Consider the following 24,007-nt stretch of genomic DNA (forward strand, 5'->3'; position numbering starts at 1 on the left):
ACCGCCGTACTTTCGGAAGGCATGCGCATCCGGGCATGCGGCTGGGCTTCAAACCCAGTAGGGGGCGTCGATCGTTCCCTGGTAGGTTCGACTCCTGCTGCCTTCCGCCATTCGTGTTTCCGCAGGAGATGTCGGCATGGCCACGCACGCGCAGTCCCCCGCCCCTTCAACGGCCGATGCCCCGCAACGACTGACCTCTCTGGCACATGGTGGCGGTTGTGGCTGCAAGATCGCGCCGGGCGTGCTGAGCGAACTGCTGCGCGGCGTTCCAGCGCTTCCGGCACCGGTTGAACTGCTGGTCGGCCGCGAGACCAGCGACGACGCCGCGGTGTACCGCCTCGATGATCGCCAGGCAATTGTCGCCACCACCGATTTCTTCATGCCCATCGTCGACGACCCGTTCGACTTCGGCCGCATCGCCGCCACCAACGCGTTGTCGGACCTGTACGCGATGGGTGCCCGGCCATTGTTCGCACTGGCCATCGTCGGCATGCCGATCAATACGCTGTCGCAGGACACCATCCGCGGCATCCTGCAGGGCGGCGAACGCGCCTGCGCCGATGCCGGCATCGTGGTGGCCGGTGGCCACAGCATCGATTCGGTAGAACCCATTTACGGCCTGGCCGCGATCGGCGTGCTCGATCCGCAGCGGCTCAAGCGCAATGCCGATGCCCGCGCCGGCGATGTGCTGGTGCTGGGCAAGCCGCTGGGCGTGGGCGTGTATTCGTCAGCACTGAAAAAAGAAGTGCTGGATGCCGACGGCTACCGGCAGATGATCGAGTCGACCACCCGACTTAACACCGTGGGCGTGCCGCTGGCCGCGCTGGACGGCGTGCATGCCATGACCGACGTCACCGGCTTCGGCCTGCTCGGCCACCTGCTGGAAGTGTGCCGTGCCAGTGGCGTTGCCGCCGAGGTGGACAGTGCACAGGTGCCGCTGCTGCCACAGGCGCTGGAGCTGCTGCAGCGTGGCTGCGTGACCGGCGCCTCCCACCGTAACTGGGCCTCCTATGGCACCGAGGTGCACTTCGCCGAGGGGTTGCCAGCATATTGGCAGCCGCTGCTGACAGATCCGCAGACCAGTGGCGGCCTGCTGGTGTCCTGTGCCCCGGAAGCGGTGGACGCGGTGCTGGCCTGTTTCCACGACGCAGGGTTCGTCCAGGCGGCCGTGGTGGGGCACTTGGGCGAAGGAGCGCCGGGCGTCAGCGTGCGCTGAAGCGCTGAAACGACAGGGGCGCTCTAAGCGCGCCCCTGCTGTAGCGCTGGATGCAACATCACTCGATGTTCTGCACCTGTTCGCGGATCTGGTCGATCAGCACCTTCAGCTCCACCGCGGCATTGGACGTACGGCTGTCCACCGACTTCGAGCCCAGCGTGTTGGCTTCGCGGTTGAACTCCTGCAGCAGGAAGTCCAGGCGGCGGCCGACCGGCTCACGCTGCTTGAGCACGCGGCGGATCTCGACGATGTGGCTGCCAAGACGGTCCAGCTCTTCATCCACGTCCAGCTTCTGCAGCCACAGCACCAGTTCCTGCTCGGCGCGGCCGGGATCGACCGGGTGCGGCAGGTCGGCCAGGCGTGCGGCCAGCTTGGCACGCTGGCCGTCGCGAATGGCCGGAATCAGCGTGCGGACTTCGGTGGCGATGCGTTCGATGCCGTCCACGCGCTCGCTGATGGCGGCCGACAACTTGCCGCCTTCGCGCTCACGGGCCTCGACGAAGCCGTCCAGCACCTGGTCCAGCAGGGCCAGTGCCTCGACCTGCAGCGCGGCGGCATCGGTGGCCTCGCCGCGGGTCACGCCCGGCAGCTGCAGCAGGTCGGTGAAGCTGACCTGCAGGTTGGGGAAATCGGAGGTCAGGCGGTGGGCCAGGCGGCCCAGCTGGCCCAGCAGGGCCTCGTCCACCTGCAGGTTGGCCGCCGCCTCCGGCGCGCGCAGGCGCATCACCAGATCCAGCTTGCCACGGCTCAGGCGTGCGGCGATGCGCTCGCGCAGCTGCGGTTCGAGCGCCCGCAGTTCCTCGGGCAGGCGGGTGCCGACCTCCAGGAAGCGGTGGTTGACCGAGCGCAGCTCGCAGCCCAGCGTGCCCCACGGGGTGACCCGCTCGCCGCCGGCATAGGCGGTCATGCTTCGAATCATGGATTGTGTCCGGTGCGTGCAAAGGGGGAATGGTACCCTAGCGCCCTCACCAGAGCCCCCTTGCCCGCCCCGTGAAGGCCGCGGGCGTGGCGGCGTACTCCCTCGCCATTACGGAACCCGCACCATGTCCGATTCCCGCCCCAGCGGCCGCCAGCCCGACCAGCTCCGCCCGGTCGTCATCCAACGCGGCTTCACCCGCCACGCCGAAGGTTCGGTGCTGGTGTGCTTCGGTGAAACCCGCGTGCTGTGCACCGCCAGCGTCGAGAACCGCGTGCCGGGCTTCCTGCGCGGCAAGGGCGAAGGCTGGGTCACCGCCGAGTACGGCATGCTGCCGCGCGCCACCCACACGCGCAGTGACCGTGAAGCGGCCCGTGGCAAGCAGGGCGGCCGCACGCTGGAGATCCAGCGCCTGATCGGCCGCAGCCTGCGCGCGTGCGTGGACCGCAACGCGCTGGGCGAGCGCACCATCACCCTCGACTGCGACGTGCTGCAGGCCGACGGTGGCACCCGCACCGCCGCCATCACCGGCGCCTACGTGGCCCTGGTCGATGCGGTGAACGTGCTGATGAAGCGTGGCGACATCAAGCGCAACCCGATCCTCGGCGCAGTGGCCGCCGTGTCAGTGGGTGTCTACCGCGGCACCCCGGTGCTGGACCTGGACTACGCCGAAGACAGCGACTGCGACACCGACATGAACGTGGTGATGAACGACGGTGGCGGCTTCATCGAGCTGCAGGGCACCGCCGAAGGCCATGCCTTCCGTCGCGACGAGCTGGACGCGCTGCTGGGCCTGGCCGAAAAGGGCGTGCGCGAACTGCTGGACGCACAGCAGGCAGCGCTGTCGGCATGAACCGGCGCCTTGCCCTGACCACCCTGGTGGTGGCCGACTACGACGAAGCCATTGCCTGGTACACCGGCAAGCTCGGCTTCGCACTGTTGGAGGACATCGACCAGGGCCACAAGCGCTGGGTGGTGGTCGGCCCGACCGACGGCAGCGCCGCTGCCCTGTTGCTGGCACGCGCCAGCGACGAGGCGCAGCGCAGCCGCATCGGCAACCAGACCGGTGGCCGCGTCGCCTTCTTCCTCAACACCGACGACTTCCACCGCGACCACGCGGCGATGCAGGCCGCCGGCGTCGAGTTCCTGGAAGCGCCGCGCGAAGAACCCTATGCAACGGTCGCGGTGTTCCGCGACCTCTATGGCAACACCTGGGACCTGCTGGAGCCCCGTCAATGAAGAAACTGGTACTGGCCAGCCACAACGCCGGCAAGCTGGTGGAGATGCAGGAGATCCTCGCCGATCTGCCGCTGCAGATCACCTCGGCCGCCGAGCTGGGCCTGGGCGATGTGGAAGAGACCGGCCTGACCTTCGTCGAGAACGCGCTGCTGAAGGCGCGCGCCGCCTGCGAAGCGACCGGCCTGCCGGCGCTGGCCGATGATTCGGGCCTGATCGTCGATGCCCTCGGCGGTGCGCCGGGCCTGTACAGCGCGCGCTATGCCGGCCATCCGACCAACGCGGCGGCCAACAACGCCAAGCTGCTGGACGCGATGGCCGATGTTCCCGACGGCCAGCGCAGCGCCCGCTTCTATGCGGTGATCGTGCTGCTGCGCCACGCCACCGACCCGCAGCCGCTGATCTGCGAAGGCCGTTGGGAGGGCCAGATCATCCGCGAGCTGCGCGGCACGAATGGTTTCGGCTACAACCCGGTGTTCCTGGACACCACCCACGGCCTGACCGCCGCGGAAATGGAGCCGGCGCTGAAGAACGCCATCAGCCACCGCGCCATTGCCCTGCAGCAGCTCAAGCAACAGCTGGCGACGCTGTAATGACGCCACCCGATCGAACCAGGGAAGCCGGCCAGCGGCCGGCACTACCGAAGAAGCCCATGCCGCACGCCCACGACCACTGCAACCACCTGCCCGGCGAAGCCTGCTCCGCTGACCACGACACGCCGCCGCGGCTGGTGCCGCCACCGCTGTCGCTGTACGTGCACCTGCCGTGGTGCGTGCGCAAATGCCCGTACTGCGATTTCAATTCGCACCAGGCCAAGGGCGACCTGCCGTTCGATGCCTACATCGACGCGCTGCTGCGTGACCTGGACCAGGACCTGCCACTGGTCTGGGGCCGGGTGGTGCACAGCGTGTTCTTCGGTGGTGGTACGCCCAGCCTGTTCCCGCCGGAAGCCATCGACCGCTTCCTGCAGCAGGCCAGCGCGCGCCTGCGCTTTGCCCCCAACGCCGAAATCACCCTGGAGACCAACCCGGGCACCGCCGAGCACGGTCGCTTCGACCGCTATCGCGCGGCCGGCGTGAACCGCCTCAGCTTCGGCATCCAGAGTTTTGACGACGCGATGCTCAAGCGCCTGGGCCGTATCCACGACAGTGGCGAAGCCGAGCGCGCGGTGAAAATGGCGCAGGACGCGGGCTACGACAACTTCAACATCGACCTGATGTACGCGCTGCCGGAACAGACCCTGGCCGGCGCCGAGGCTGATCTGGAACGCGCGTTCGCACTGCAGCCGGCGCACATCTCGCACTACCAGCTGACCCTGGAACCGAACACGGTGTTCTTCGCGAGGCCGCCGCAGGGCATTCCCGATGAAGACAACGCCTGGGACATCCAGGAACACTGCCAGGCACTGCTCGCGCAGGCCGGTTTCGGCCAGTACGAAGTCAGCGCCTATGCGCGCCCCGGCCGGCAGAGCGCACACAACCTGAACTACTGGCGCTTCGGCGATTACCTGGGCATCGGTGCCGGTGCGCACGGCAAGATCAGTTCAGGCGCCGAAGAACACGTGCTGCGCCGCTGGAAGCTGAAGCATCCGCAGGCCTACCTGGACAGCGCGGGTACCCCGGCCTCGTTCGGTGGTGACGATGTGATCGCGCCCGAGCGCCTGCCGTTCGAGTACATGCTGAATCTGCTGCGCCTGCACGAAGGTTTCGGCCTGCGCGATTTCGAGTCGCGCACCGGCCTGCCGCGCAGCGTACTGGAAGCACCGCTGGCCGAGGCCGTGCAGCGCGGCTGGCTGGACGTGACGGATGGCCATGTGCAGCCGACCGAGCTGGGCCGCCGCTTCACCAACGATGTGGTGAGCCTGTTCCTGGAAGATTGATGCTCGCCTGACAGAGGGTCATGCCTGGCGATCGGGAAGCACATCCACCCTAAAGTAGCGCCGACAGCGGCCGACACGGTAGATTCACCAGATCGATCCGCGGGAATCCGGGTACCGCCTGCCGATGTCAGCCGTCTTTTCCATCACTCCTGCCGACAAGAACCGACTGGCCGCCAGCGACCTGCCACCGCGGGTACGTGAGCTGTTGGGCGCGCTGATCGGCCTGTGCCGGCAGACGCTGGCCGCGCCCCTGATCCTGACGGTGGAGGCGCTGGAGCAGAATCTGCTTCACGACGCCGACCGCGCACGCAATCCGCAGCAGCAGGCCGAGCTGATGGCCCAGCGTGGGCAGCTGCATGCGTTCTCCGGCCACTTCGCCGACCGTATGCTCGACGCCGTGGCCGATGCCCTCGCACGGCTGCGCGAACCGGCCAGCGGTGTCAGCACCAGTGCTACGCCGCCAGCGCTGCCGGGCATGCTCGGGCTGTCGCTGGTCGATGAGCATGAAGTGGATCGCGACCTGCTGCTGACCGAGATGGTGCGGCGCGAGACGCTGCGTTCAACCAACACACTGAACCTGCTGGGCCAACGCCTGGGCGTACTGGCGGCGGCGCCGGCCTTCGAGGCCGACACCCTGCCGCTGGCATCGCAGGCACTGTGCGCGATGGTGCGCCGGATTGCCGAACAGGACGCGCTGAGCGTCGAGGTACAGCTGGCGCTGTATCGCAGTTTCGAACGGCAGGTGCTGGAACGGCTGGGCGATATCCTTGACCGTGCCAATGCCCTGCTGGCCCAGTCCGGCGTACTGCCGGGGCTGGTCTACACCCCCTACCTGGCACGCTCGTCGAGCACGCGGCGGATCATCACCCAGTCGGTGGGTGGCGGCCGCACTACGCAGCCGGCCAAGCGCGCCGCAGCCCCGCTGACCGGCTGGAACGGTTCGGCACCGGCCGGCTCCTGGTCCAGCCTGGTACAGGACGCCTTCCACGGGGGCGGCGCAGCCGGCCCCGCCACGCCGGGCGTAACCACGTCCACCGGCGGTGCATTGCATGAACTGCTGCAGCAGGCACGGCATGCCAGCCCTGCCCCTGCGGACAGCGGCGCAGTGCCCAGCGCGGCAGTCGACGCAGTCCTCGCGCGCCTGCAGGCCCAGTCCAGTGCCGCAACCGGAGTGGCCGACCTGCAGGCTGCCGTGGTCGCGCAGCTGCGCAGCGAGCATGGTGCGCAGGCCCAGCTGGGCAGTCACGACCGTGACAACCTCGACCTGCTGCGCATGCTGATGCAGCAGGTGCAACAGCAGCAGCGTCCCGATCCGGTGCCGGCCGCCCTGCTGGCGCGCCTGCAGGTGCCCCTGGCACGCGCGGCCATGGCCGACCCGGGCTTCTTCGTGCGCGACGAACACCCCGCGCGTGAGCTGCTCAACCAGATCGCCGAAGTCGGCGCCAACTGGCTGGGCGATGACGATGTGGACCCACAGCTGCTGCAGCGCATGGCGCAAAGCGTGCAGGGCCTGCTGGGGCAGGATGCACGTGCGCCGGAGGCCTTTGCCGCCGCCAACGAAGACGTGCAGCAGCACCAGCGCGCGGCGGCCCATCGTGCCGAACTGGCCGAGCGCCGCCATGTGGAAGCCGCGCGCGGCAAGGAACGATTGGAACTGGCCCGTCGCCAGGCCACCGCACAGATCGACCAGTGCTGCGACACGCAGTCGCCGCCGCGCTTCGTGCAGACCCTGTTGCGCCAGGCCTGGGCCGATGCACTGACCCTCACCCGCCTGCGCCATGGTGACGATTCGCCACAGTGGCAGGAGCGCCTGCAGCAGACCGAGCGCATCGCCGCCATCACCGCACAGGCCATCGACGCCCCTGGCGGCACCGATACCGCGCTGGCAGCGGACGTGGAGGCCGCACTGCTGCAGGTCGGCTACCACGCCGAGGAAGCCGCCGCCGTCGCGCGCAGGCTGGCCACGCCCGGCGGCGAGGATGAAAGCACCTCGCGTACCGAGCTCAGCGCACGCCTGAAGGCACGTGCGCGCCTGGGCGAGCACGCCGGCACGAACAGTGGCACCGCACCTGCCACACCGCGCAGCAGTGCTGAAGAAGCGGCCTACCAGCAGCTGTCCACGCTGCCGTTCGGCAGTTGGTTCGACATCGACACGGGCGATGGCACGCTGCGCCGCCAGCGCCTGTCCTGGTACAGCCTGCTGACCGGCCACGCGTTGTTCGTCAATGCGCGCGGGCAGAAGATCACCGATACCGACCTGGATACGCTGGCACGGCAGATCAGTGCCGGGCGCGCGCAGCTGGTCACCGAAGACAAGGGCCGGCTGGTCGACCGTGCCTGGGAAGCCAGCCTCGGTGCACTGCGTGCACTGGCCACGGGCCGCGCACAGGAGACCCCCGCATGAAAGCCGTACCGCCGCAGGACACCCGCCGCGCGCCGCGCCGCCAGGTCTCGGACCTGGTGCCGGTCACCGACCAGATGCGCGAGTGCGTGGTCGGGCGCCTCGGCAATGTCTCCGAAACCGGCATGCTGATGCTGGCCAGCGTGCCGCTGCGCGAGGATGCGCTGTACCAGCTGCGCTTCCCGTTGCCACTGGGTGATGGCCGCCAGCAGGCCATCGACGTGGGCGTGCATCTGCTGTGGAGCGAGCCCGCGCACGTTCCCGGGCAGAGCTGGACCGGCTTCCGCTTCCTCACCCTGTCACGCGAGCATCGGCAGCTGCTGCGCCAGTGGGTGGGCGAGGACAGCGACGAGGGACCGGTTTCGACGGCCTGAGTGCCGGTTCCGGCACAGCGGTTTTTCGCGGTATGCGGCAGAATCTAGGGCCGTTTTCCGTGTCGAGCCACCGCAATGATCCAGCAAGACCCCGGCGCCCTGTATTCCGACCACCTGGCCGTGCTGTGCCGACGTGCCGAACAGGCGCTGGCCCGCGGTGGCTTCGATCACCTGGTGGTGCCCAGCGGCACCCTGCACTACCAGGTGTTCGACGACCGCGACTACCCGTATGCGGTCAATCCGCAGTTCAAGGCCTGGCTGCCGCTGACCCGCGTGCCCAACAGCTGGATCGTGTTCACCCCGGGCAAGCGCCCGGCCGTGATCTTCCACCAGCCCTTCGACTACTGGCACGTGGTGCCGGACGCGCCCAGCGGCTGGTGGGTGGAGCACTTCGACATCCACGTCATCCGCAAGCCCGAAGAGGCGCTGGCCCTGCTGCCGGCCGACCCGGCGCGCTGCGCGATCCTCGGCGAACCGCAGAGCGCGCTGGGCAATTACGTGCCGAACAACCCGGCGCCGGTGGTGAATTACCTGGAATGGCACCGCGGCAGCAAGACGCCGTATGAGATCGCGCTGATGCGCCAGGCGCAGGTGCTGGGCGTGCGCGGCCACCGTGCCGCCGAAGCCGCGTTCCGCAATGGCGCCGACGAATTCAGCATCCACATGGCCTATTGCCAGGCCGTCGGCCAGGATGCCAACGAACTGCCCTACGGCAACATCGTGGCCCTGAACGAACACGCCGCCGTGCTGCATTACACCGAGCTGGGCCGCAAGGCGCCGCAGCCGCTGCGCAGCTTCCTGATCGATGCCGGTGCCAGCGCCTACGGCTACGCCAGCGACATCACCCGCACCTACGCCGCGCAGGGCCACGACGAGTTCGCGGCGATGATCGCCGCCGTCGACGCTGCCCAGCAGCAGATGTGCGCGGCGGTGCGGCCGGGCTTTGACTACAAGCAGCTGCACGTGGACGCGCATCTTTCGCTGATGGGCGTGCTGAAGGACTTCGGCGTGATCAAGGTGTCGCCGCAGACCGCGCTGGAGACCGGCGTCAGCGCCGCGTTCTTCCCGCACGGCATCGGCCACCTGATCGGCCTGCAGGTGCACGACGTGGCGGGGTTCGCGGCCAGTGACGAAGGTGGCCGCATCGAGCGCCCGGCCGGCCATCCGTACCTGCGCCTGACCCGCGTGCTGGAACCGGGCATGGTGGTGACCATCGAACCGGGCCTGTACTTCATCGACATGCTGTTGAACGAAGTGAAAGATGCCGGTCATGGCGATGCGATCAACTGGGACCGCGTGGACTTCTTCCGTCCGTATGGCGGCATCCGCATCGAAGACGAAGTGCTGTGCACCGAGGGCGAAGCGGACAACCTGACGCGGCCGGCGTTTGCGGCGGCGAACGGCTGAGCCCCTCGTGGTTGGGCGCTGAATTCAAAATGCCGTGCTTGGCGGGGCGGGTGAGCCATGCAGGGGACGCTGCAAGTACGTCCCTGTAAGCTCGATGGCGCCATCCATGGCGCCAACGCCCCTGCATGGCCCACCCGCCCCACCTTTGACAGTTTCCTGCCGCGTCCAACCACGGAAAAGAAAAAAGAAAAGCAGAAGCGGGTCGCTTGCTGCGCTCGCTCCGTGTCGACCAAGGTCGACACCTACCAACAGCCGCGCGAACCAACAACCGCAATTGCCAGTAGATCCACGCCATGCGTGGATGATTCATTCGATGTCTGACAGATGTGCCGACCAACGGTCGGCACCCACCAACAGCCCCGTGAACCTGTCGAAGGCGGGGTACTGTGGGTTTGCGGGGTGTGAGCCGCATGGATGCGGCGACCAAGCCTCCACGGACGGATTCACGGCGTCCCCGCAAACCCACAGTGCCCCGCCTTCCCACGGATAGCCCGCTGTTGCTGTTGCTCCAGCTGTTGCGTCTGCGGGTGCAGGGCTGCAAGCCCTGCCGATAACCCTTACCCCGCCATCACCGCTTCGATCTCGTCGGCGCTGCGCGCCAGGCCTTCGGTCAGCACACGATGGCCGTCATCGGTGATCAGCACATCATCCTCGGTACGGATGCCGATGCCGCGCCAGCGCGGCTCCACCGTCGTGTCGTCCACGCCGATGTACAGCCCCGGCTCGATGGTGAACGCCATGCCCGGCTCCAGCAGGCGTGAATCACCGGCGAGGCGGTAATCGCCTACATCGTGCACGTCCAATCCGATCCAGTGCCCGGTCTTGTGCCGGTAGAAACGCTGGTACAGGCCCTCGGACAGGTTCTTTTCCAGCGTGCCCTTCAACAGGCCCAGCCGCAGCAGGCCTTCGGTCAGGGTCTGTACCGCCGCCAGGTGGCCAGCCTCATACGGCACGCCCGGCTTGGCCTGGGCCAACGCAGCGGCCTGCGCATCGCCGACCAGGTCGTGCAGCGCACGCTGCTCGGCACTGAAGCGGCCATTCACCGGGAAGGTGCGGGTGATGTCGCTGGCATAGCCGCGGTATTCGGCACCGGCGTCGATCAACACCAGCTCGCCATCGCGCGAACGCGCGTTGTTGTCGCGGTAATGCAGGATGCAGCCGTTGCGGCCGGCACCGACGATGCTGCAGTAGGCCGGCACAGCGTCGCTGGCACGGAACACGCGTTCCAGTTCGGCCTGCAGTTCGTACTCGTGGATACCCGCCCTGGCAGCCTTCATCGCCGCCAGATGCGCACGCACGCTGATCTGCGCGGCGTGGTGCATCAACGCCACTTCGGCTCCGGACTTGAACAGGCGCTGCTCGTGCAGCAGGTGGCCCAACTCCAGGAACTCGTGCGGGGGCTGCGCGCCGTGGCGCACCTGCGAACGCACGCGGTTGACCCAGCCGATCAGCTTCAGGTCGAAATCCGCGTCGCGGCCGAAGTGGTAGTAGACGCGCGAACGGCCTTCCAGCAGGCCCGGCAGGATGTCGTCCAGATCGTCGATCGGGTAGGCATCGTCCATACCGTACTGCGATACCGCGCCTTCCTGGCCGGCGCGGCTGCCGTCCCAGGCTTCGCGCTCGGCATCGCGCTCGCGGCAGAACAGGATGGCCTCGCCGTGGCGGCGGCCCGGGATCAGTACCAGCACCGCTTCCGGCTCCGGGAAACCGCTCAGGTACTGGAAGTCCGAATCCTGGCGGAACGGATAATGGGTATCGAGGCTGCGCACCTTCTCGGCTGCGGCCGGCAGTACCAGGATCGCGTCCTCGCCGGCCATGTCCATCAGCTGGCGGCGGCGACGCTTGTATTCGCCGGCCGCGATGCCGGTGCGCTGCTTGATGTCCATCAGTTCAGGCGCTGCCGATGGCGCGAGGCCAGCACCACGTCACCGTGCAGCAGCAGCACCGCCACGCGGATGAATTCCTCGATCTCCGACAGGGCTTCGTCGTCATCATCGCCGCCGGCCTCGAAATCCTCGCTGGAGGCGCGGGCCAGGCTGGCCATGTCGGTCAGCGCTTCCTCGCCCTCTTCGGACAGGGCTGGCCGGTTGCCACCACTGCCCAGACCGAAGCCGCCCAGGAACGAGCGGGTCCAGCTGAACATGGCATCGGCCTGCGCGGACACGTCATCGTTATCGGTCAGCAGCAGTTCGAAGGCGAAGTCACGGTCTTCCAGCTGCTTGATGGTGACCTGCAGCAGCTGCGCCAGCACGCTGTCGGCAGCCACCGGCGCCAGGTTGTCGTCGGCCAGCACGCGCGCCGGCCAGTCGTTGCCGGGGGCGCCGCCGGCGGCCAGCCAGCCACACAGCGCGCCGTGCAGCTCGGCAGCGGTGGCGCCCAGGCCCAGTTCCTGGCTGGCGCGGGTAACGTCGTCGACGGAGGGAAGTTCGGTCATCGTGCGGCTCGTTCGGAAAGGAAACCCGGGGCGCGCACGCGCGCGCCCGTGAGACCCCGTAGTGTAGCAACCCGACGGCATCCTCTCCGCAGCCGTCCAGCCTTGCTGCGACAACGCTTGACCGCCCTTACCCGGCTTGCCTATCGTGCCCGCATGGAACCCGCTGATCCCCTTGCCCAGCTGCAGGACTTCGCCGCCCGCGTGGAAGCGTTGCTTGAACGCAACCAGCGCCTGGCCGAGGAGAACCGCAGCCTGCGCCACCAGCAGGAACAGCTGGTGGCCGAGCGCTCGACGCTGCTGGCCAAGAATGAGCAGGCACGTTCGCGGGTGGAAGCAATGATCAGCCGGCTCAAATCCCTGGAGCAGCACACATGAGCGCCGAACCGGTCAGTGTCCGCATCCTCGATCGTGAATACACCGTGGGCGTCGGCGGCGATGAACGCGACAGCCTGATGGCCGCCGCGCGCCTGCTGGATGCGCGCATGCGCGAGATCCGCGGCAGCAACCGCATGGCCGCGGTCGATCGCGTCGCCGTGCTGGCCGCGTTGAACCTGGCCCACGAACTGCAGCTGCTGCGCGACGAAAACGCCCGCCAGGCGGTGGCCCTGCAGCAGACGCTGGCCGACCTGAACCGGCGTCTGGACCGCGCCATCGACGGCAACGCCTGAAGGTCGTGCACAACGCGTCTTCTCATATCTGAATTGGCACGGACTGTTGCCGACGAACGGCCTATCCAGATCCTGCGTGCTGGCTATAATGGCCACGCGTTCTCTGCGGTACTCGACGGCATGTGCAAACATTCGCCTTGTCCCTTAAGAACGACACCGGGAGCGCGACAGCGCCGGGAGTGCAGGTCCGCCTTGTAGCGGGAAGCCCGATGGTTCTCCAGCGTTCCCACTTGAGCCCCCGGGTTCAAGGTCGTTTCGCATGCATCGACATTGCGGAGAATGCAATATTCCAGCAAGGGCGGCGTCTTCGGGCGTCGCCCTTGTTCTTTGCGGCACAATGACGGCTGATCCTTGCCGCACGCTGCCATGACCGACCCGCGCCAGGCCCTGCGCCACGACCTGCGGCAACGCCGCCGCGACCTTTCCGCCGCTGAGCGCATCGCCGCCGCCGAATCGCTTGCCGATGCCCTGCTCGCCCTGCCGTTCGCCCCACGCGAAGGCGCCGTGGCCGGCTACTGGGCGCTGGATGGCGAAATCGCCCTGCACCGCTGGCAGCTGCAGCTGCCCGAAGGCCTCACCTACTGCCTGCCGGTACTGGCGGGCGACGTGCTGCGCTTCGCACCGTGGCGCCCCGGGCAGCCGCTGACCAGCAACCGCTATGGCATTCCCGAGCCGGACGTGGCGGTGGAAGACACCCTGGAACCGGCGCAGATGGCGCTGGTAGTAACCCCGCTGGTGGGTTTCGACACGCACTGCCGGCGGCTGGGCATGGGGGGCGGCTGGTATGATCGCAGCTTCGCCTTCCGCCACGACCGGCCGGCGCCGCCCTGGCTGGTCGGTGCTGCATTCGCGGTGCAGCAGGTCGAGTCCTTGCCGGTGGCGTCGTGGGACGTGCCGGTGGATGCGATCTGCACCGAAGACGGCACCCTGTTCCCCTCCGCTGCCCCCGTGAACGCATGACCGCCCGCAAGCGCTACTGGCTGATGAAGTCCGAACCGGACGCCTTCTCCATCGATGACCTGGCCAAGGTCAAGGTCGAACCCTGGAACGGGGTGCGCAACTACCAGGCGCGCAACTTCATGCGCGATGGCATGCAGGTGGGCGACGGCATCCTGTTCTACCACTCCAACACCAAGGTGCCGGGCATCGTCGGCCTGGCCACGGTGGCCAGCACGGCCTACCCGGACGACACCCAGTTCGATCCGAAATCCGACTACCACGACCCCAAGAGCACGCGCGAGAACCCGCGCTGGATGCTGGTGGACGTGGCCTTCGACCGCAAGCTCAAGCAGGTGATCGCGCTGGACGAGATCAAGCTGCACGCCGAAGCGCTCGGCGAAGGCTTCCCGCTTGTTGCCAAGGGCAACCGCCTGTCGGTGTTCCCGGTGACGGCCGCGCAGTGGAAGCTGCTGCTGTCGCTGGAAAAGAAATCCTGATTCCCTGCCTGAGAGTTCTCCCATGTCCGAAGCCAAGCGCCTGGCCGCCGAGAAAGCCATCGAGTACGTAGAAGACGGCATGATCGTCGGTGTCGGCACCGGTTCCACCGTGGCCTATTTCATCGATGCCCTGGCCCGCATCCAGCACCGCATCAAGGGCGCCGTGTCCAGCTCCGAGCAGAGCACCGCGCGCCTGAAGCAGCACGGCATCGAGGTGATCGAGCTGAACCACAGCGGCAACCTGTCGCTGTACGTGGACGGCGCCGATGAGTGCGACGCCAACAAGTGCCTGATCAAGGGCGGCGGTGCCGCGCTGACCCGCGAGAAGATCATCGCCGAGGCCAGCGAGCGCTTCATCTGCATCGTCGACCCGAGCAAGCAGGTGCCGGTGCTGGGCAGATTCCCGCTGCCGGTGGAAGTGATCCCGATGGCGCGCAGCCTGGTCGCCCGCCAGATCCGCGACATGACCGGCGGCCAGCCGACCTGGCGCGAAGGCGTGGTCACCGACAACGGCAACCAGATCCTGGACATCCACAACCTGCAGATCACCGATCCGGAAAAGCTGGAGCGCGAGCTCAACCAGCTGCCGGGCGTGGTCTGCGTGGGCCTGTTCGCGCGCCGTCGCGCCGATGTGGTGATCGTCGGCGGCGAGCCGCCGGTCGTGCTCTGACCCTTTCGAAGGATCCTGACGATGTCGCTGTTGCGTTCGCTGCTGATGCTCCCGCTGCTGGCCCTGGCCGGCTGCGCCACCGATGCGGCCCGCCATTGGGTCGAGCTGGATGGCGCCCGCTACCAGGTCGAGCTGGCCACCAACGATGAAACCCGCGCGCGCGGGTTGATGTTCCGCGACCAGATGGCCGCCGACCACGGCATGCTGTTCATCCACGACCGCGAGGAAATGCAGGCGTACTGGATGAAGAACACCAAGCTTGCGCTGGACATCCTGTACTTCGACAGCCAGCGCAAGCTGGTCAGCCAGCAGCGCGACGTGCCGCCGTGCTCGGCCGGCGATATGTGCCCGCCCTACCCCAGCGGCGGCCCTGCACGCTATGTGCTGGAGCTCAACGCCGGCCAGGCCGAGAAGCTGCAGCTGAAGGACGGCACCCAGCTGACTTTCGGCCCGGGCATCGAGTAGATCCTCGCCCTGCATTGAGGAGAACCGGCAGGTGCCGACCTTGGTCGGCACTGACCTGCCGCGCGCTGGCTGGCTGTGGTGTGGACCAAGGTCCACACCCACCGGAAGCCCATCGACAAGCCCAGCGACCCAGGCCGTGACTTTTTCACGCGGCACCGCTTGAAACCGCCTGCGAATGACGCCAGTCTGTGGTCATGCAGGACCGGATCTCTCTCCCCGACTGGGATGCACTGGCCGACCTCGAAGACGAGGCGCTGCCACTGTTGCCGACCGCACTGCTGATCGCGCGCGATGAATACCCCGATCTGCAGCCGTCCACCTACGACGCGTTGATCCAGAGCCATGTCGACCACCTCCGCTCGGAAGTGGACAGCATCGACAACAGCCCCTTGAAGATGGCGGCGATCAACCGCCACCTGTTCGACGAGCTGGGCTACAGCGGCGACCACGACGAGTACTACGACCCGCGCAACAGCTACCTCAACCAGGTATTCGAGCGGCGCCTGGGCAACCCGATCTCGCTGGCGCTGGTGCAGATGGAAGTCGCGCGCCGGCTGGGCATTCCGCTCGATGGCGTGTCCTTCCCCGGCCACTTCCTGGTGCGCCTGCCGGTGGACGACGGCGTGCTGGTGATGGACCCGTTCAACGGTGGCCGCCCGTTGGACGTGGACGAACTGCGCGAGCGGGCCAAATCACACCTGGGTGGGCAGATGCCCGACGACCAGGTGCTGGCGCAGATCCTCGACCCGGCGCCGGCGCGCGCGATCCTGATGCGCATGCTGCGTAACCTGCACGGCGTCTACGCCGAAGCCGGCGAGTGGGACCGTGCCGCACGCAGTGCCGATCGCCTGCTGAAGCTGGCCCCCGAGCAGGACGACGCGCTGCGGGATCGCGGCCTGGCCTATCTGCAGCTGGAGTATCTGGCCGGCGCCCGCCATGACCTGGGGCAGTACCTGAAGCGCAATCCCGAGGCCAGCGATGCGCAGTGGCTGCGCGAGAAGCTGATCGACCTCGGCGGGCCGGTGCCGCGGCTGCATTGAGGGAGTCGGTGTGTGGGCCAACGGTCCACACCCACCCCAACGGTCCGCACCCACAGAAGGGCCTGCAGGCCCCACCGGTCAATCGACTTCGACCATCTCGAAATCGGCCTTGGTCACCCCGCAATCGGGGCAGGTCCAGGTCTCGGGGATGTCCTCCCAGCGCGTCCCCGGCGCGATGCCCTCCTCCGGCAAGCCTTCCGCTTCGCTGTAAAGGAAGCCGCAGACCACGCACATCCAGGTGCGCAAGGTGGTGGGGGTGGCATCGCTCATCGGATAATCAGGGCTGGATTCACGGGCCGCCATTGTCCCATCGCGGTCCACTCACCGGTAGCCATCGATGACTTCTGCTTCCCCGGCGCCCCGCGGCGTCTACCTGATCACCCCGGACGAGCCCGATACCGCGCGCCTGCTGGCCCGTACCGCGCCGCTGCTGGCCGCTGGCGCCACCTGGCTGCAGTACCGCAACAAGACTGCCAGCGACGCGCTGCGGCAGGAACAGGCCATCGCCCTGCAGGCACTGTGTGCGGAACACGGTGTACCGCTGATCATCAACGACGACCCGGCGCTGGCCAAGGCAGTGGGCGCGGCCGGCGTGCATCTGGGCGGCACCGACGGCGACATCCCCAGCGCGCGCGCCCTGCTCGGCACGGACGCCATCATCGGCGCCTCCTGCTACGACCAGCTGGCCAATGCCGAAAAGGCCGTGGCCGCCGGCGCCAGCTATGTGGCCTTCGGCGCGTTCTTCCCGACCACCACCAAGGTCACCAGCAGCCGCGCCGATACCGACCTGCTGCGGCAAAGCGCCGCACTGGGCGTGCCGCGGGTGGCGATTGGCGGCCTGACGCCGGACAATGTCGGTCCCATCATCGATGCCGGCGCCGACCTGGTGGCCGTGGTCAGCAGCGTGTTCGCCGCCGAAGACCCGGTCGCGACCCAGCGCGCCTACCTCGCCCAGTTCGCGTAATGCCCAGGAAATCCGCATGAACCACGACCAGTCCCACGCCCTGTTCTCCCGTGCCCAGCAGCTGCTGCCGGGCGGCGTCAATTCGCCGGTGCGCGCGTTCAAGTCGGTCGGCGGCGAGCCGTTCTTCGTCGAACGCGCTGACGGCGCCTACCTGTACGACGTCGACGGCAACCGCTACATCGACTACGTCGGTTCCTGGGGCCCGATGATCGTCGGCCATAACCACCCGGCGGTGCGCCAGGCGGTGAAGAAGGCGATCGACAACGGCCTGTCGTTCGGTGCGCCGTGCGCGGCCGAAGTGACCATGGCCGAAACCATCACCCGCCTAGTGCCGTCGTGCGAGATGGTGCGCATGGTCAACTCCGGCACCGAGGCCACGCTGTCGGCGATCCGGCTGGCGCGTGGCGCCACCGGCCGCAACCGCATCGTCAAGTTCGAAGGCTGCTACCACGGCCACGGCGACTCGTTCCTGGTCAAGGCCGGCAGCGGCATGTTGACCCTGGGCGTGCCGACCTCGCCAGGCGTCCCGGCCGGCCTGAGCGAGCTGACCCTGACCCTGCCCTACAACGATTTCGAAGCCGCGACCGCGCTGTTCGAGCAGCAGGGTGACGACATCGCCGGCCTGATCATCGAACCGGTGGTCGGCAATGCCAACTGCATTCCGCCGCGCGAAGGCTACCTGCAGCATCTGCGTGAACTGTGTACGAAGCACGGCGCGCTGCTGATCTTCGACGAAGTGATGACCGGCTTCCGCGTCGCCCTGGGCGGTGCGCAGGCGCACTACGGCATCACCCCGGACCTGACCACCTTCGGCAAGATCATCGGCGGCGGCATGCCGGTGGGTGCCTACGGCGGTCGCCGCGAGCTGATGCAGCAGATCGCCCCGGCCGGCCCGATCTACCAGGCCGGTACGCTGAGCGGCAATCCGGTGGCAATGGCCGCTGGCCTGGCGATGCTGGAGCTGATCCAGCAGCCGGGCTTCCACGCCGACCTCGCCGAGCGCACGGCGCGCCTGTGCGCCGGTCTGGAAGCCGCCGCCGCCGACGCCGGCGTGGCCGTGACCACCACCCGCGTGGGCGCGATGTTCGGGCTGTTCTTCACCAACGAGAAGGTGGAGACCTATGCACAGGCCACCGCCTGTGACATTCCGGCGTTCAACCGCTTCTTCCACGCAATGCTGGACCAGGGCGTGTTCCTGGCACCGTCTGCGTACGAGGCCGGCTTCCTGTCCAGCGCGCACGACGATGCCGTGATCGAAGCAACGCTGGCCGCTGCACGCGTGGCGTTCAAGGCCGCCAAGGGCTGATCGCAAAAAGGGGACGGAGGGGATTAAATCGTTTGTACACAAACGACTTAATCCCCTCCGTCCCCTTTTTTCAACCGAAGACGAACTTGCCCTTCATCATCGCGAAGTGGCCCGGGAACGAGCAGAAGAAGGTGTAGTCACCGCCCTTCTGCAGGCCCTGGGTAGAGAAACGCACGCGCGTGGTCTCGCCACCGCCGATCACCTTGGTGTGCGCCAGCACGCGCTTGTCGGCCTTCGGCAGGTAGCTGTCGGCCAGGGTCATGCGCATGCCCGCCATCGCCACCGGCTGGTAGTCGGCGGTGCGGGTCAGCACCCAGTTGTGGCCCATCGCGGTAGTGGCCAGCTTGCCAGTGTGGCGCAGGGTCAGGTCCACGGCGGTGCAGTCGGCGGCGACCTTGATCTCGCGGCTGCTGAAGCTCATCTGGTCGGTGCTGTCGATGCTCACCGCACACACCCGCGCCATCGCCGACGGCGCCAGCATCAGCGCGCCCAGTCCCACTGCCACCCTCCAAGCCTTCATCGTTGCATCTCCTGCGGATTCAAGCGCCATTCTAGGCAGGCCCCTGTGGCCGCGTCTGCGACCGTCTGTCGCATGGCTGCTCCAGGGTTTCCCGCGTGTTCACTGCAATGGCATGCTCGGCCGATGCGGATCGATCTGTTGCTGTTGGATGTGGATGGCGTGCTGGTGCAGTACCAGCGCGCGCAACGCGTGCTGCACCTGGCCCAGGCGCTGCAGGTTCCGGCGCAGGCCGTGCAGGCCGCGCTGTATGACAGCGGACTGGAAGCGGCGCATGACAATGGCACGCTGGATGGCCCGGCCTATCTGGCGCAGCTGGGGGAGCGTCTGGGCACGACGGTCGATGTGGCTGCATGGACCGCGGCACGGCGGGCCGCCAGCCATCCGCAGGCTGCCGTGTTGCAGCGGCTGCAGCCCCTGCAGCTGCCGATGGCGGTGCTGACCAACAACGGCGCGCTGATGCGGCAGGCCTTGCCCACCCTGCTGCCGGAACTGTTCCCGGCCCTGCGGGAGCGTGTGTTCTGCAGCGCCGATTTCGGCCTGCGCAAACCCGCACCGGAAGTCTTCCTGCGCACGCTTGAGGTACTCGGCGTGGCGCCTTCGCACACGCTGTTCATTGATGACCTGTTCGCCAATGTGCGCGGCGCACGCGCTGCCGGCCTGCACGCGGAAACCGTGCGCGATGGCCGGGGATTGGGCAAGGTGTTGAAGCGCTATCGGATCGCGTGACGCGCTGTAGAGCCGAGCCCATGCTCGGCTCCTGTTGCCTGACATCGCGATGAGCCGAGCGTAGGCTCGGCTCTACAGATGCCTCTGCCGGCGTCAGCGCGCGGCAATGAACGCAGCAATCGCTGCGCGCAGGCGCTTCAGGCCTTCGGCCACTTCCTCGTCGGTGATGTTCAGCGACGGCACGAAGCGCAGCACGTCCGGGCCGGCCTGCAGGGTCAGCAGGCCGTGCTCGGCGGCGTGGTCGAGGATCGCACCGGCCTGGCCGGCAAAGTCCTTGCCCAGCACCGCGCCCAGCATCAGGCCACGGCCACGCACGTCGCTGAACACGCCGAATTCTTCGTTGATGCGCGCAAAGCCATCGCGCAGCGCCTTCGACTGGCGGCTGACATTGGCGGCGATCTCCGCCGAGGCCAGCTTGCGCAGCGCAACGCGTGCGACCGCAGCGGCCAACGGGTTGCCACCGAAGGTGGTGCCGTGTGCACCGAACTGCATGGTTTCGGCCACCTTCGGGCCGGCCAGCATCGCACCGATCGGGAAGCCGCCACCCAGCGCCTTGGCCAGGGTGACCATGTCCGGCACAACGTCGTCCTGCCAGTGCGCGAACAGCGTGCCGGTGCGGCCCATGCCGGCCTGGATCTCATCCAGCACCAGCAGCGCGTTGTGCTGGTCGCACAGCTCACGCACGCGCTTGAGGAAGCCGGACTTTGCCGGCATCACGCCGCCCTCGCCCTGGATCGGCTCCAGCATCACCGCTGCCACGTCACCGGCGGCCATCGCGGTTTCCAGCTGCACTTCATCGTTGAAATCGATGTAGCGGAAGCCACCCGGCAGCGGCTCGTAGCCTTCCTGGTACTTCGGCTGGGCAGTCGCGGTCACGGCGCCCATGGTGCGACCGTGGAAGCTGCCGCGGAAGGTGATGATCACCCGCTTGTCGGCCGGGCGGCCCTGGCTGGAGGCCCACTTGCGGACCATCTTGATCGCCACTTCATTGGCTTCGGCGCCGGAGTTGCACAGGAACACGCGCTCGGCGAAGCGGCTGGCCTTCACCAGCTCCTCGGCCAGGTGCAACGGCGGCGCGCTGTAGAACACGTTGCTGGTATGCCAGAGCTTGCCGGCCTGTTCGACCAGCGCGGCCACCAGGTCCGGGTCGTTGTGGCCCAGACCGCACACGGCGATGCCGGCGGCCAGGTCGATGAACTCACGGCCCTGGCTGTCCCACACGCGGGCGCCCTGGCCTCGCTCCAGTACCACCTGGCGGGGCTTGTAGACCGGCAGGTAATAGTGCGAAAGGGAGATCAGCGGATCGGTAGCGGCGGTCATGGCAGTCGGCAGGATTCAGGAATCCCCATTCTCGCGCCGGAACCCCTGCGGCACAATGCGCCCATGCGACCGTTTTCCGCCCCCCAGCTGAACCCCGCCACCGAGACCGGCTGGCGCCGTCGGTGGTTCGACATCATCTACCGCCACGACACCCGCCCTTCGCGCAATTTCGACCTGATCCTGGTGGTGGCGATCGTCGCCAGCATCCTGGTGGTGATGATCGACAGCGTGCAGCACCTGCACGCCGAATGGTCCACCGGCCTGTACATCCTGGAATGGGGCTTCACCATCATCTTCACCGCCGAGTACCTGCTGCGGCTGGCGGTGGTCAAGCGCCCGCTGCGGTATGCGGTGAGCATCTGGGGCATCATCGACCTGCTGTCGATCCTGCCCGCCTACCTGTCGATGTTCATCCCCGGCGCGCAGAGCCTGCTGGTGGTGCGCGCACTGCGCATCCTGCGCGTGTTCCGCATCCTCAAGCTGACCCGCTACATCGAAGAAAGCGGCGTGTTGATGACGTCGCTGTGGCGCAGCCGGCGCAAGGTGCTGGTGTTCCTGTTCACGGTGATCACCATCACCATCATCGCCGGTGCGCTGATGTACGTGATCGAGGGCCCCGAACACGGCTTCACCAATATCCCGGCCAGCATGTACTGGGCGGTGGTGACCATGGCCACGGTCGGCTTCGGTGACATCGTGCCGCAGACCGTGCTCGGCCGCTTCGTCACCTCGGTGCTGATCCTGATCGGCTACAGCATCATCGCCGTGCCCACCGGCATCTACACCGCCGAACTGGCCAGCACCATGCGCGAGGCCGAACAGGCCGCGCGCCGCGATGCGCGTGGCTGCCCGGACTGTGGGCTGGAAGGCCATGAGCCGGATGCACTGCACTGCCGCAAGTGCGGTGGCAAGCTGCCGGATGCGTTCAACCATTGAGGCACATGCCGGCCAGCGGCCGGCACTACCCCTTGGCGGTTACGCATGGATGCGTGCGCCGTTGCTCATCGCATGCGGTTGCTGGTGGTCACCAGATCGTTGTACGCGGCAAGGATCGTTGACTGCGCTCCCTCCGGGTCGGTGGTGAGCCAACTGCCCGACGCCTTCCGCTCTGCCGCCAGCGCTTCGGCGGTGATCGGCTTGTGCTGCTCCAGGCGCTCGACGCCGCGTCCCGCGGTACGGACCAGCTTGTCCGCCGAACGCTGCACGTGGCCCCACATCGGGTCGTCCTTGCCGACACCACCGTTCTGGATTTCTGTCACCAGTGCCTGATAGTCAGCCAGCTGCGCGCGCAGCGCCGCGACGTCCGGTGCGTCGTCCTGGAACGCCGTGGCCAATCGCTTGCCGTCGCCCAGCAGGCGAAGGTGGTAGTAGGCCAGCGAGCGCCCTTCGCTTTCCTCGATCTGCTTCAGCTGCGCGGCACGGCGATCGTTCTCGTTCTTTTCCAGCGCCACATCCATCGCTTCGCTGGCCTTGAAGAAATCGGCGTAGGCCTGCATCAGCGGGGCATGCTGGCTGCGCATCCCTTCACCGCCATCACGGCGATAGTCCTCGCGGGTGAAGTAGCCATCGGCACGCTCGACCAGGGTGTTCAATGCCTGGAATGCCTGCTGATAGTCACGCGCGGGGCCATCCACCGGCAGTGCCGGGGTCTTCGCCAGCGCGTCGGTCAGTGGCTGGCCGCAGTACTCGACGCGGTGCGACAGCACCTTTCCGGGCGAACGCGGCTGCGCTTCCTTGCCGGTCGGGCCGGCTTCGGAGTCCTTCATCCAGCTGGTGTAGGCCTGGAAGCCCTCGTGGATGGGCTGTTCAACGCCGTTGTAGCACTCGATGTAGGCGTTCACCTTCTCCAGCCCGGGGTCGGCCACGCCCAGCCCTGCCGATCTGTTGCAGCCGCTCAGGCCCGCCACAGCGCCGATCAGCAGCAGCGGCGCGATACGCAGACAGGACGTCGTCCTGGTCTCTCGCATGAGTACTGGTGCGCCGGTCACTGGCGGTTGCTCTGGAAAACGAGCGAGTTGTATTCCTGCATCAGCTTGCTGGCCGAACCGCGCGGCGCCATCGACGGCGAATCAAGCATGCGTCGTTCGAAATCGGTGTAAGGCTTTTTCTCGCTGACGCGCTGCAGCCGCTCCTTGCCTTCGCGCCGGAAATTCTCGGCCCCACGTTCGAAGCCTTCCCAGTCCGACTTGCCCGGCTCCTGGTCGGCAACCTTGGCGTGCGCTTCATCGGAAATGCGGTTGAAGGCATCCAGGCGTTCGCGGGCCTTGGCCTGATCGAAATCATCCTCGCTCATCAGATCCATGATGGCCTTGGCCTCCAGCATCATCGCCAGGCGGTAGTACTCGCGCGTGCGCCCCTCAGCCTGCTCCAGCGCCTTGAGCTGCTCGCGCTGGGCGGCGTCGTTCTGGCGCTCCAGCTCGGCATTGAACGTTTCGCTGGCAGCCACGAAATCCTTGAAGGCGGCCATCAAGGGCGCGTGCAGCTGCTTGCCCTTGGCAAACTGGTCGTCTTCGTAGTCCTGGCGATCGTAGTAGTCGTGCGCGTCCTTGCTGACCGGCACCAGCGCTTTCAGCGCCTGCTGGTAATGGCCTGCAGCAGCATCGAGTTCGGCCAGCGCCGGCTTGGCAGCGATCGCCCCGGTCACCGGGGCGTCGCACTGCTTCATGTCGTAATCGCTGATCTCGAACGGTCCGTACACGTGCGTCTCGCGCCCGGTCGGGCCAGCGTCGACGTCCTTGATCCAGCGCGTGTAGGACTGGATGCTGCCGTGGGTCTTCGAATCCAGCGCGTTGAAGCAGCCGATGTAGGCGTTGAGCTTGGCGGTCAACTGCTGCTGTGTATCGGACGGCGCCGCGCTGGTGTCCGGCGTGCCGGAGGCAGCGGCGCCGCCCGCAGCTGCGGGTGCCTTGCCACCGCAGGCGGTCAGGATCAACGACAACGAAGCGGCCAGCGCCGCGACGGAAAGAGTGCGTGACATGTGTTCACATCCCTGTTGAAAACGATTACAGCCACGCATTCTAGCGCAGCAG

28 protein-coding genes, 1 tRNA gene and 1 other RNA gene are annotated in these 24,007 nt (G+C 67.4%); 22 read left to right on the top strand and 8 right to left on the bottom strand.

What is annotated here, in order from left to right; genetic code table 11:
* Window positions 1-14 precede the first annotated feature (14 nt).
* Both N5D20_RS15905 and selD read left to right on the top strand, forming a co-directional pair.
* Window positions 15-110 (top strand) — tRNA-Sec (locus N5D20_RS15905).
* 26 nt (window positions 111-136) lie between these two features.
* Window positions 137-1,216 (top strand): selenide, water dikinase SelD, encoded by a 1,080-nt coding sequence (gene selD, locus N5D20_RS15910; protein ID WP_197579938.1) that lies wholly within the window; start codon window positions 137-139, stop codon window positions 1,214-1,216.
* A gap of 58 nt (window positions 1,217-1,274) precedes the next feature.
* On the opposite strand, the gene N5D20_RS15915 is transcribed toward selD, so the two are convergent.
* Window positions 1,275-2,135 (bottom strand): YicC/YloC family endoribonuclease, encoded by an 861-nt coding sequence (locus N5D20_RS15915; RefSeq protein ID WP_019661992.1) that lies wholly within the window; start codon window positions 2,133-2,135, stop codon window positions 1,275-1,277.
* A 124-nt stretch (window positions 2,136-2,259) separates the two neighbouring features.
* Between N5D20_RS15915 and rph the strand changes: the two genes are divergently transcribed.
* The 8 genes from rph to N5D20_RS15955 all read left to right on the top strand — a co-directional run bounded on the left by rph (window position 2,260) and on the right by N5D20_RS15955 (window position 9,750).
* Window positions 2,260-2,985 (top strand): ribonuclease PH, encoded by a 726-nt coding sequence (gene rph, locus N5D20_RS15920; protein ID WP_012512000.1) that lies wholly within the window; start codon window positions 2,260-2,262, stop codon window positions 2,983-2,985.
* Entirely contained in the window at window positions 2,982-3,371 is a 390-nt protein-coding gene (locus N5D20_RS15925; protein ID WP_197579939.1) for a VOC family protein, read from the top strand. The genes rph and N5D20_RS15925 overlap by 4 nt, the downstream gene beginning before the upstream one ends.
* Window positions 3,368-3,961 carry an RdgB/HAM1 family non-canonical purine NTP pyrophosphatase gene (gene rdgB, locus N5D20_RS15930; protein WP_197579941.1) on the top strand — a complete coding sequence of 198 codons (594 nt, stop codon included), beginning with the start codon at window positions 3,368-3,370 and terminating at the stop codon, window positions 3,959-3,961. Before N5D20_RS15925 ends, rdgB begins: the two co-directional genes overlap by 4 nt.
* A 59-nt stretch (window positions 3,962-4,020) precedes the next feature.
* Complete coding sequence (gene hemW, locus N5D20_RS15935) at window positions 4,021-5,247, top strand: radical SAM family heme chaperone HemW (RefSeq protein ID WP_279914951.1); 1,227 nt, start codon at window positions 4,021-4,023, stop codon at window positions 5,245-5,247.
* A gap of 124 nt (window positions 5,248-5,371) precedes the next feature.
* Entirely contained in the window at window positions 5,372-7,651 is a 2,280-nt protein-coding gene (locus tag N5D20_RS15940) for a DUF1631 family protein (protein ID WP_197579943.1), read from the top strand.
* Window positions 7,648-8,022 carry a PilZ domain-containing protein gene (locus N5D20_RS15945; protein ID WP_010484030.1) on the top strand — a complete coding sequence of 125 codons (375 nt, stop codon included), beginning with the start codon at window positions 7,648-7,650 and terminating at the stop codon, window positions 8,020-8,022. Before N5D20_RS15940 ends, N5D20_RS15945 begins: the two co-directional genes overlap by 4 nt.
* Before the next feature lie 75 nt (window positions 8,023-8,097).
* Window positions 8,098-9,429 carry a Xaa-Pro dipeptidase gene (gene pepQ, locus N5D20_RS15950; protein WP_197579945.1) on the top strand — a complete coding sequence of 444 codons (1,332 nt, stop codon included), beginning with the start codon at window positions 8,098-8,100 and terminating at the stop codon, window positions 9,427-9,429.
* 57 nt (window positions 9,430-9,486) lie between these two features.
* Window positions 9,487-9,750, top strand: a complete 264-nt coding sequence (locus N5D20_RS15955) for a hypothetical protein (RefSeq protein ID WP_279914952.1) — start codon at window positions 9,487-9,489, stop codon at window positions 9,748-9,750.
* 236 nt (window positions 9,751-9,986) lie between these two features.
* Here N5D20_RS15955 and N5D20_RS15960 read toward each other — a convergent pair whose 3' ends face one another.
* Both N5D20_RS15960 and N5D20_RS15965 read right to left on the bottom strand, forming a co-directional pair.
* The gene (locus N5D20_RS15960) at window positions 9,987-11,309 is read right to left on the bottom strand and encodes an aminopeptidase P N-terminal domain-containing protein (protein WP_197579246.1); all 1,323 of its coding nucleotides are present in this window, start codon (window positions 11,307-11,309) and stop codon (window positions 9,987-9,989) included.
* 5 nt (window positions 11,310-11,314) lie between these two features.
* A complete protein-coding gene (locus N5D20_RS15965) occupies window positions 11,315-11,863 on the bottom strand; it encodes a YecA family protein (protein WP_049437176.1) in 549 nt (182 codons plus the stop codon).
* 153 nt (window positions 11,864-12,016) lie between these two features.
* On the opposite strand from N5D20_RS15965, the gene N5D20_RS15970 reads away from it, so the two are divergent.
* From N5D20_RS15970 to N5D20_RS16005, 8 genes are all read left to right on the top strand, one after another.
* Window positions 12,017-12,238 (top strand): TIGR02449 family protein, encoded by a 222-nt coding sequence (locus N5D20_RS15970; protein ID WP_005410898.1) that lies wholly within the window; start codon window positions 12,017-12,019, stop codon window positions 12,236-12,238.
* Complete coding sequence (locus N5D20_RS15975) at window positions 12,235-12,531, top strand: cell division protein ZapA (RefSeq protein WP_010484026.1); 297 nt, start codon at window positions 12,235-12,237, stop codon at window positions 12,529-12,531. The genes N5D20_RS15970 and N5D20_RS15975 overlap by 4 nt, the downstream gene beginning before the upstream one ends.
* Window positions 12,532-12,628: 97 nt before the next feature.
* A non-coding RNA gene (gene ssrS / locus N5D20_RS15980) (6S RNA) lies at window positions 12,629-12,814 on the top strand.
* A gap of 83 nt (window positions 12,815-12,897) precedes the next feature.
* On the top strand, window positions 12,898-13,491 hold the full coding sequence (locus N5D20_RS15985; protein ID WP_054172446.1) for a 5-formyltetrahydrofolate cyclo-ligase: 594 nt from the start codon (window positions 12,898-12,900) through the stop codon (window positions 13,489-13,491).
* Window positions 13,488-13,967, top strand: a complete 480-nt coding sequence (locus tag N5D20_RS15990; RefSeq protein WP_012512007.1) for an EVE domain-containing protein — start codon at window positions 13,488-13,490, stop codon at window positions 13,965-13,967. The genes N5D20_RS15985 and N5D20_RS15990 overlap by 4 nt, the downstream gene beginning before the upstream one ends.
* A gap of 22 nt (window positions 13,968-13,989) precedes the next feature.
* Window positions 13,990-14,637: a ribose-5-phosphate isomerase RpiA gene (gene rpiA, locus N5D20_RS15995; RefSeq protein ID WP_019338635.1), complete on the top strand. Its 648-nt coding sequence runs from the start codon at window positions 13,990-13,992 to the stop codon at window positions 14,635-14,637.
* Window positions 14,638-14,658: 21 nt separating this feature from the next.
* On the top strand, window positions 14,659-15,102 hold the full coding sequence (locus N5D20_RS16000) for a DUF192 domain-containing protein (protein WP_049437177.1): 444 nt from the start codon (window positions 14,659-14,661) through the stop codon (window positions 15,100-15,102).
* 194 nt (window positions 15,103-15,296) lie between these two features.
* The gene (locus N5D20_RS16005; RefSeq protein WP_010484022.1) at window positions 15,297-16,142 is read left to right on the top strand and encodes a SirB1 family protein; all 846 of its coding nucleotides are present in this window, start codon (window positions 15,297-15,299) and stop codon (window positions 16,140-16,142) included.
* Between the two features lie 78 nt (window positions 16,143-16,220).
* Here the strand turns inward: N5D20_RS16005 and N5D20_RS16010 are convergent, their stop codons facing one another.
* On the bottom strand, window positions 16,221-16,445 hold the full coding sequence (locus N5D20_RS16010) for a rubredoxin (protein WP_014038358.1): 225 nt from the start codon (window positions 16,443-16,445) through the stop codon (window positions 16,221-16,223).
* Window positions 16,446-16,479: 34 nt separating this feature from the next.
* Between N5D20_RS16010 and thiE the strand changes: the two genes are divergently transcribed.
* Both thiE and hemL read left to right on the top strand, forming a co-directional pair.
* Window positions 16,480-17,106 carry a thiamine phosphate synthase gene (gene thiE / locus N5D20_RS16015; protein ID WP_197579227.1) on the top strand — a complete coding sequence of 209 codons (627 nt, stop codon included), beginning with the start codon at window positions 16,480-16,482 and terminating at the stop codon, window positions 17,104-17,106.
* 16 nt (window positions 17,107-17,122) lie between these two features.
* Window positions 17,123-18,412, top strand: a complete 1,290-nt coding sequence (gene hemL / locus N5D20_RS16020; protein WP_191849955.1) for a glutamate-1-semialdehyde 2,1-aminomutase — start codon at window positions 17,123-17,125, stop codon at window positions 18,410-18,412.
* Window positions 18,413-18,482: 70 nt separating this feature from the next.
* On the opposite strand, the gene azu is transcribed toward hemL, so the two are convergent.
* On the bottom strand, window positions 18,483-18,932 hold the full coding sequence (azu, locus tag N5D20_RS16025) for an azurin (RefSeq protein WP_043400276.1): 450 nt from the start codon (window positions 18,930-18,932) through the stop codon (window positions 18,483-18,485).
* Window positions 18,933-19,055: 123 nt separating this feature from the next.
* Between azu and N5D20_RS16030 the strand changes: the two genes are divergently transcribed.
* On the top strand, window positions 19,056-19,658 hold the full coding sequence (locus N5D20_RS16030; protein WP_197579228.1) for an HAD-IA family hydrolase: 603 nt from the start codon (window positions 19,056-19,058) through the stop codon (window positions 19,656-19,658).
* 93 nt (window positions 19,659-19,751) lie between these two features.
* Here the strand turns inward: N5D20_RS16030 and N5D20_RS16035 are convergent, their stop codons facing one another.
* Window positions 19,752-20,978: an acetylornithine transaminase gene (locus tag N5D20_RS16035; RefSeq protein ID WP_125437674.1), complete on the bottom strand. Its 1,227-nt coding sequence runs from the start codon at window positions 20,976-20,978 to the stop codon at window positions 19,752-19,754.
* Window positions 20,979-21,041: 63 nt separating this feature from the next.
* Between N5D20_RS16035 and N5D20_RS16040 the strand changes: the two genes are divergently transcribed.
* Complete coding sequence (locus N5D20_RS16040) at window positions 21,042-21,914, top strand: ion transporter (protein ID WP_054172451.1); 873 nt, start codon at window positions 21,042-21,044, stop codon at window positions 21,912-21,914.
* A gap of 65 nt (window positions 21,915-21,979) precedes the next feature.
* Here N5D20_RS16040 and N5D20_RS16045 read toward each other — a convergent pair whose 3' ends face one another.
* Complete coding sequence (locus N5D20_RS16045; protein ID WP_197579229.1) at window positions 21,980-22,945, bottom strand: YiiG family protein; 966 nt, start codon at window positions 22,943-22,945, stop codon at window positions 21,980-21,982.
* 17 nt (window positions 22,946-22,962) lie between these two features.
* Window positions 22,963-23,955 carry a YiiG family protein gene (locus N5D20_RS16050; RefSeq protein WP_197579230.1) on the bottom strand — a complete coding sequence of 331 codons (993 nt, stop codon included), beginning with the start codon at window positions 23,953-23,955 and terminating at the stop codon, window positions 22,963-22,965.
* Window positions 23,956-24,007 lie beyond the last annotated feature (52 nt).

This window comes from Stenotrophomonas sp. GD03877, assembly GCF_029840555.1.
Taxonomy (GTDB): domain Bacteria; phylum Pseudomonadota; class Gammaproteobacteria; order Xanthomonadales; family Xanthomonadaceae; genus Stenotrophomonas; species Stenotrophomonas geniculata.

Bases quoted from the DNA above. Each gene is read 5' to 3' on its own strand.
- selD (WP_197579938.1), top strand. From the start codon at position 137: ATGGCCACGCACGCGCAGTCCCCCGCCCCTTCAACGGCCGATGCCCCG.
- N5D20_RS15915 (WP_019661992.1), bottom strand. From the start codon at position 2,135: ATGATTCGAAGCATGACCGCCTATGCCGGCGGCGAGCGGGTCACCCCG.
- rph (WP_012512000.1), top strand. From the start codon at position 2,260: ATGTCCGATTCCCGCCCCAGCGGCCGCCAGCCCGACCAGCTCCGCCCG.
- N5D20_RS15925 (WP_197579939.1), top strand. From the start codon at position 2,982: ATGAACCGGCGCCTTGCCCTGACCACCCTGGTGGTGGCCGACTACGAC.
- rdgB (WP_197579941.1), top strand. From the start codon at position 3,368: ATGAAGAAACTGGTACTGGCCAGCCACAACGCCGGCAAGCTGGTGGAG.
- hemW (WP_279914951.1), top strand. From the start codon at position 4,021: ATGCCGCACGCCCACGACCACTGCAACCACCTGCCCGGCGAAGCCTGC.
- N5D20_RS15940 (WP_197579943.1), top strand. From the start codon at position 5,372: ATGTCAGCCGTCTTTTCCATCACTCCTGCCGACAAGAACCGACTGGCC.
- N5D20_RS15945 (WP_010484030.1), top strand. From the start codon at position 7,648: ATGAAAGCCGTACCGCCGCAGGACACCCGCCGCGCGCCGCGCCGCCAG.
- pepQ (WP_197579945.1), top strand. From the start codon at position 8,098: ATGATCCAGCAAGACCCCGGCGCCCTGTATTCCGACCACCTGGCCGTG.
- N5D20_RS15955 (WP_279914952.1), top strand. From the start codon at position 9,487: ATGCAGGGGACGCTGCAAGTACGTCCCTGTAAGCTCGATGGCGCCATC.
- N5D20_RS15965 (WP_049437176.1), bottom strand. From the start codon at position 11,863: ATGACCGAACTTCCCTCCGTCGACGACGTTACCCGCGCCAGCCAGGAA.
- N5D20_RS15970 (WP_005410898.1), top strand. From the start codon at position 12,017: ATGGAACCCGCTGATCCCCTTGCCCAGCTGCAGGACTTCGCCGCCCGC.
- N5D20_RS15975 (WP_010484026.1), top strand. From the start codon at position 12,235: ATGAGCGCCGAACCGGTCAGTGTCCGCATCCTCGATCGTGAATACACC.
- N5D20_RS15985 (WP_054172446.1), top strand. From the start codon at position 12,898: ATGACCGACCCGCGCCAGGCCCTGCGCCACGACCTGCGGCAACGCCGC.
- N5D20_RS15990 (WP_012512007.1), top strand. From the start codon at position 13,488: ATGACCGCCCGCAAGCGCTACTGGCTGATGAAGTCCGAACCGGACGCC.
- rpiA (WP_019338635.1), top strand. From the start codon at position 13,990: ATGTCCGAAGCCAAGCGCCTGGCCGCCGAGAAAGCCATCGAGTACGTA.
- N5D20_RS16000 (WP_049437177.1), top strand. From the start codon at position 14,659: ATGTCGCTGTTGCGTTCGCTGCTGATGCTCCCGCTGCTGGCCCTGGCC.
- N5D20_RS16005 (WP_010484022.1), top strand. From the start codon at position 15,297: ATGCAGGACCGGATCTCTCTCCCCGACTGGGATGCACTGGCCGACCTC.
- N5D20_RS16010 (WP_014038358.1), bottom strand. From the start codon at position 16,445: ATGGCGGCCCGTGAATCCAGCCCTGATTATCCGATGAGCGATGCCACC.
- thiE (WP_197579227.1), top strand. From the start codon at position 16,480: ATGACTTCTGCTTCCCCGGCGCCCCGCGGCGTCTACCTGATCACCCCG.
- hemL (WP_191849955.1), top strand. From the start codon at position 17,123: ATGAACCACGACCAGTCCCACGCCCTGTTCTCCCGTGCCCAGCAGCTG.
- azu (WP_043400276.1), bottom strand. From the start codon at position 18,932: ATGAAGGCTTGGAGGGTGGCAGTGGGACTGGGCGCGCTGATGCTGGCG.
- N5D20_RS16030 (WP_197579228.1), top strand. From the start codon at position 19,056: ATGCGGATCGATCTGTTGCTGTTGGATGTGGATGGCGTGCTGGTGCAG.
- N5D20_RS16035 (WP_125437674.1), bottom strand. From the start codon at position 20,978: ATGACCGCCGCTACCGATCCGCTGATCTCCCTTTCGCACTATTACCTG.
- N5D20_RS16040 (WP_054172451.1), top strand. From the start codon at position 21,042: ATGCGACCGTTTTCCGCCCCCCAGCTGAACCCCGCCACCGAGACCGGC.
- N5D20_RS16045 (WP_197579229.1), bottom strand. From the start codon at position 22,945: ATGCGAGAGACCAGGACGACGTCCTGTCTGCGTATCGCGCCGCTGCTG.
- N5D20_RS16050 (WP_197579230.1), bottom strand. From the start codon at position 23,955: ATGTCACGCACTCTTTCCGTCGCGGCGCTGGCCGCTTCGTTGTCGTTG.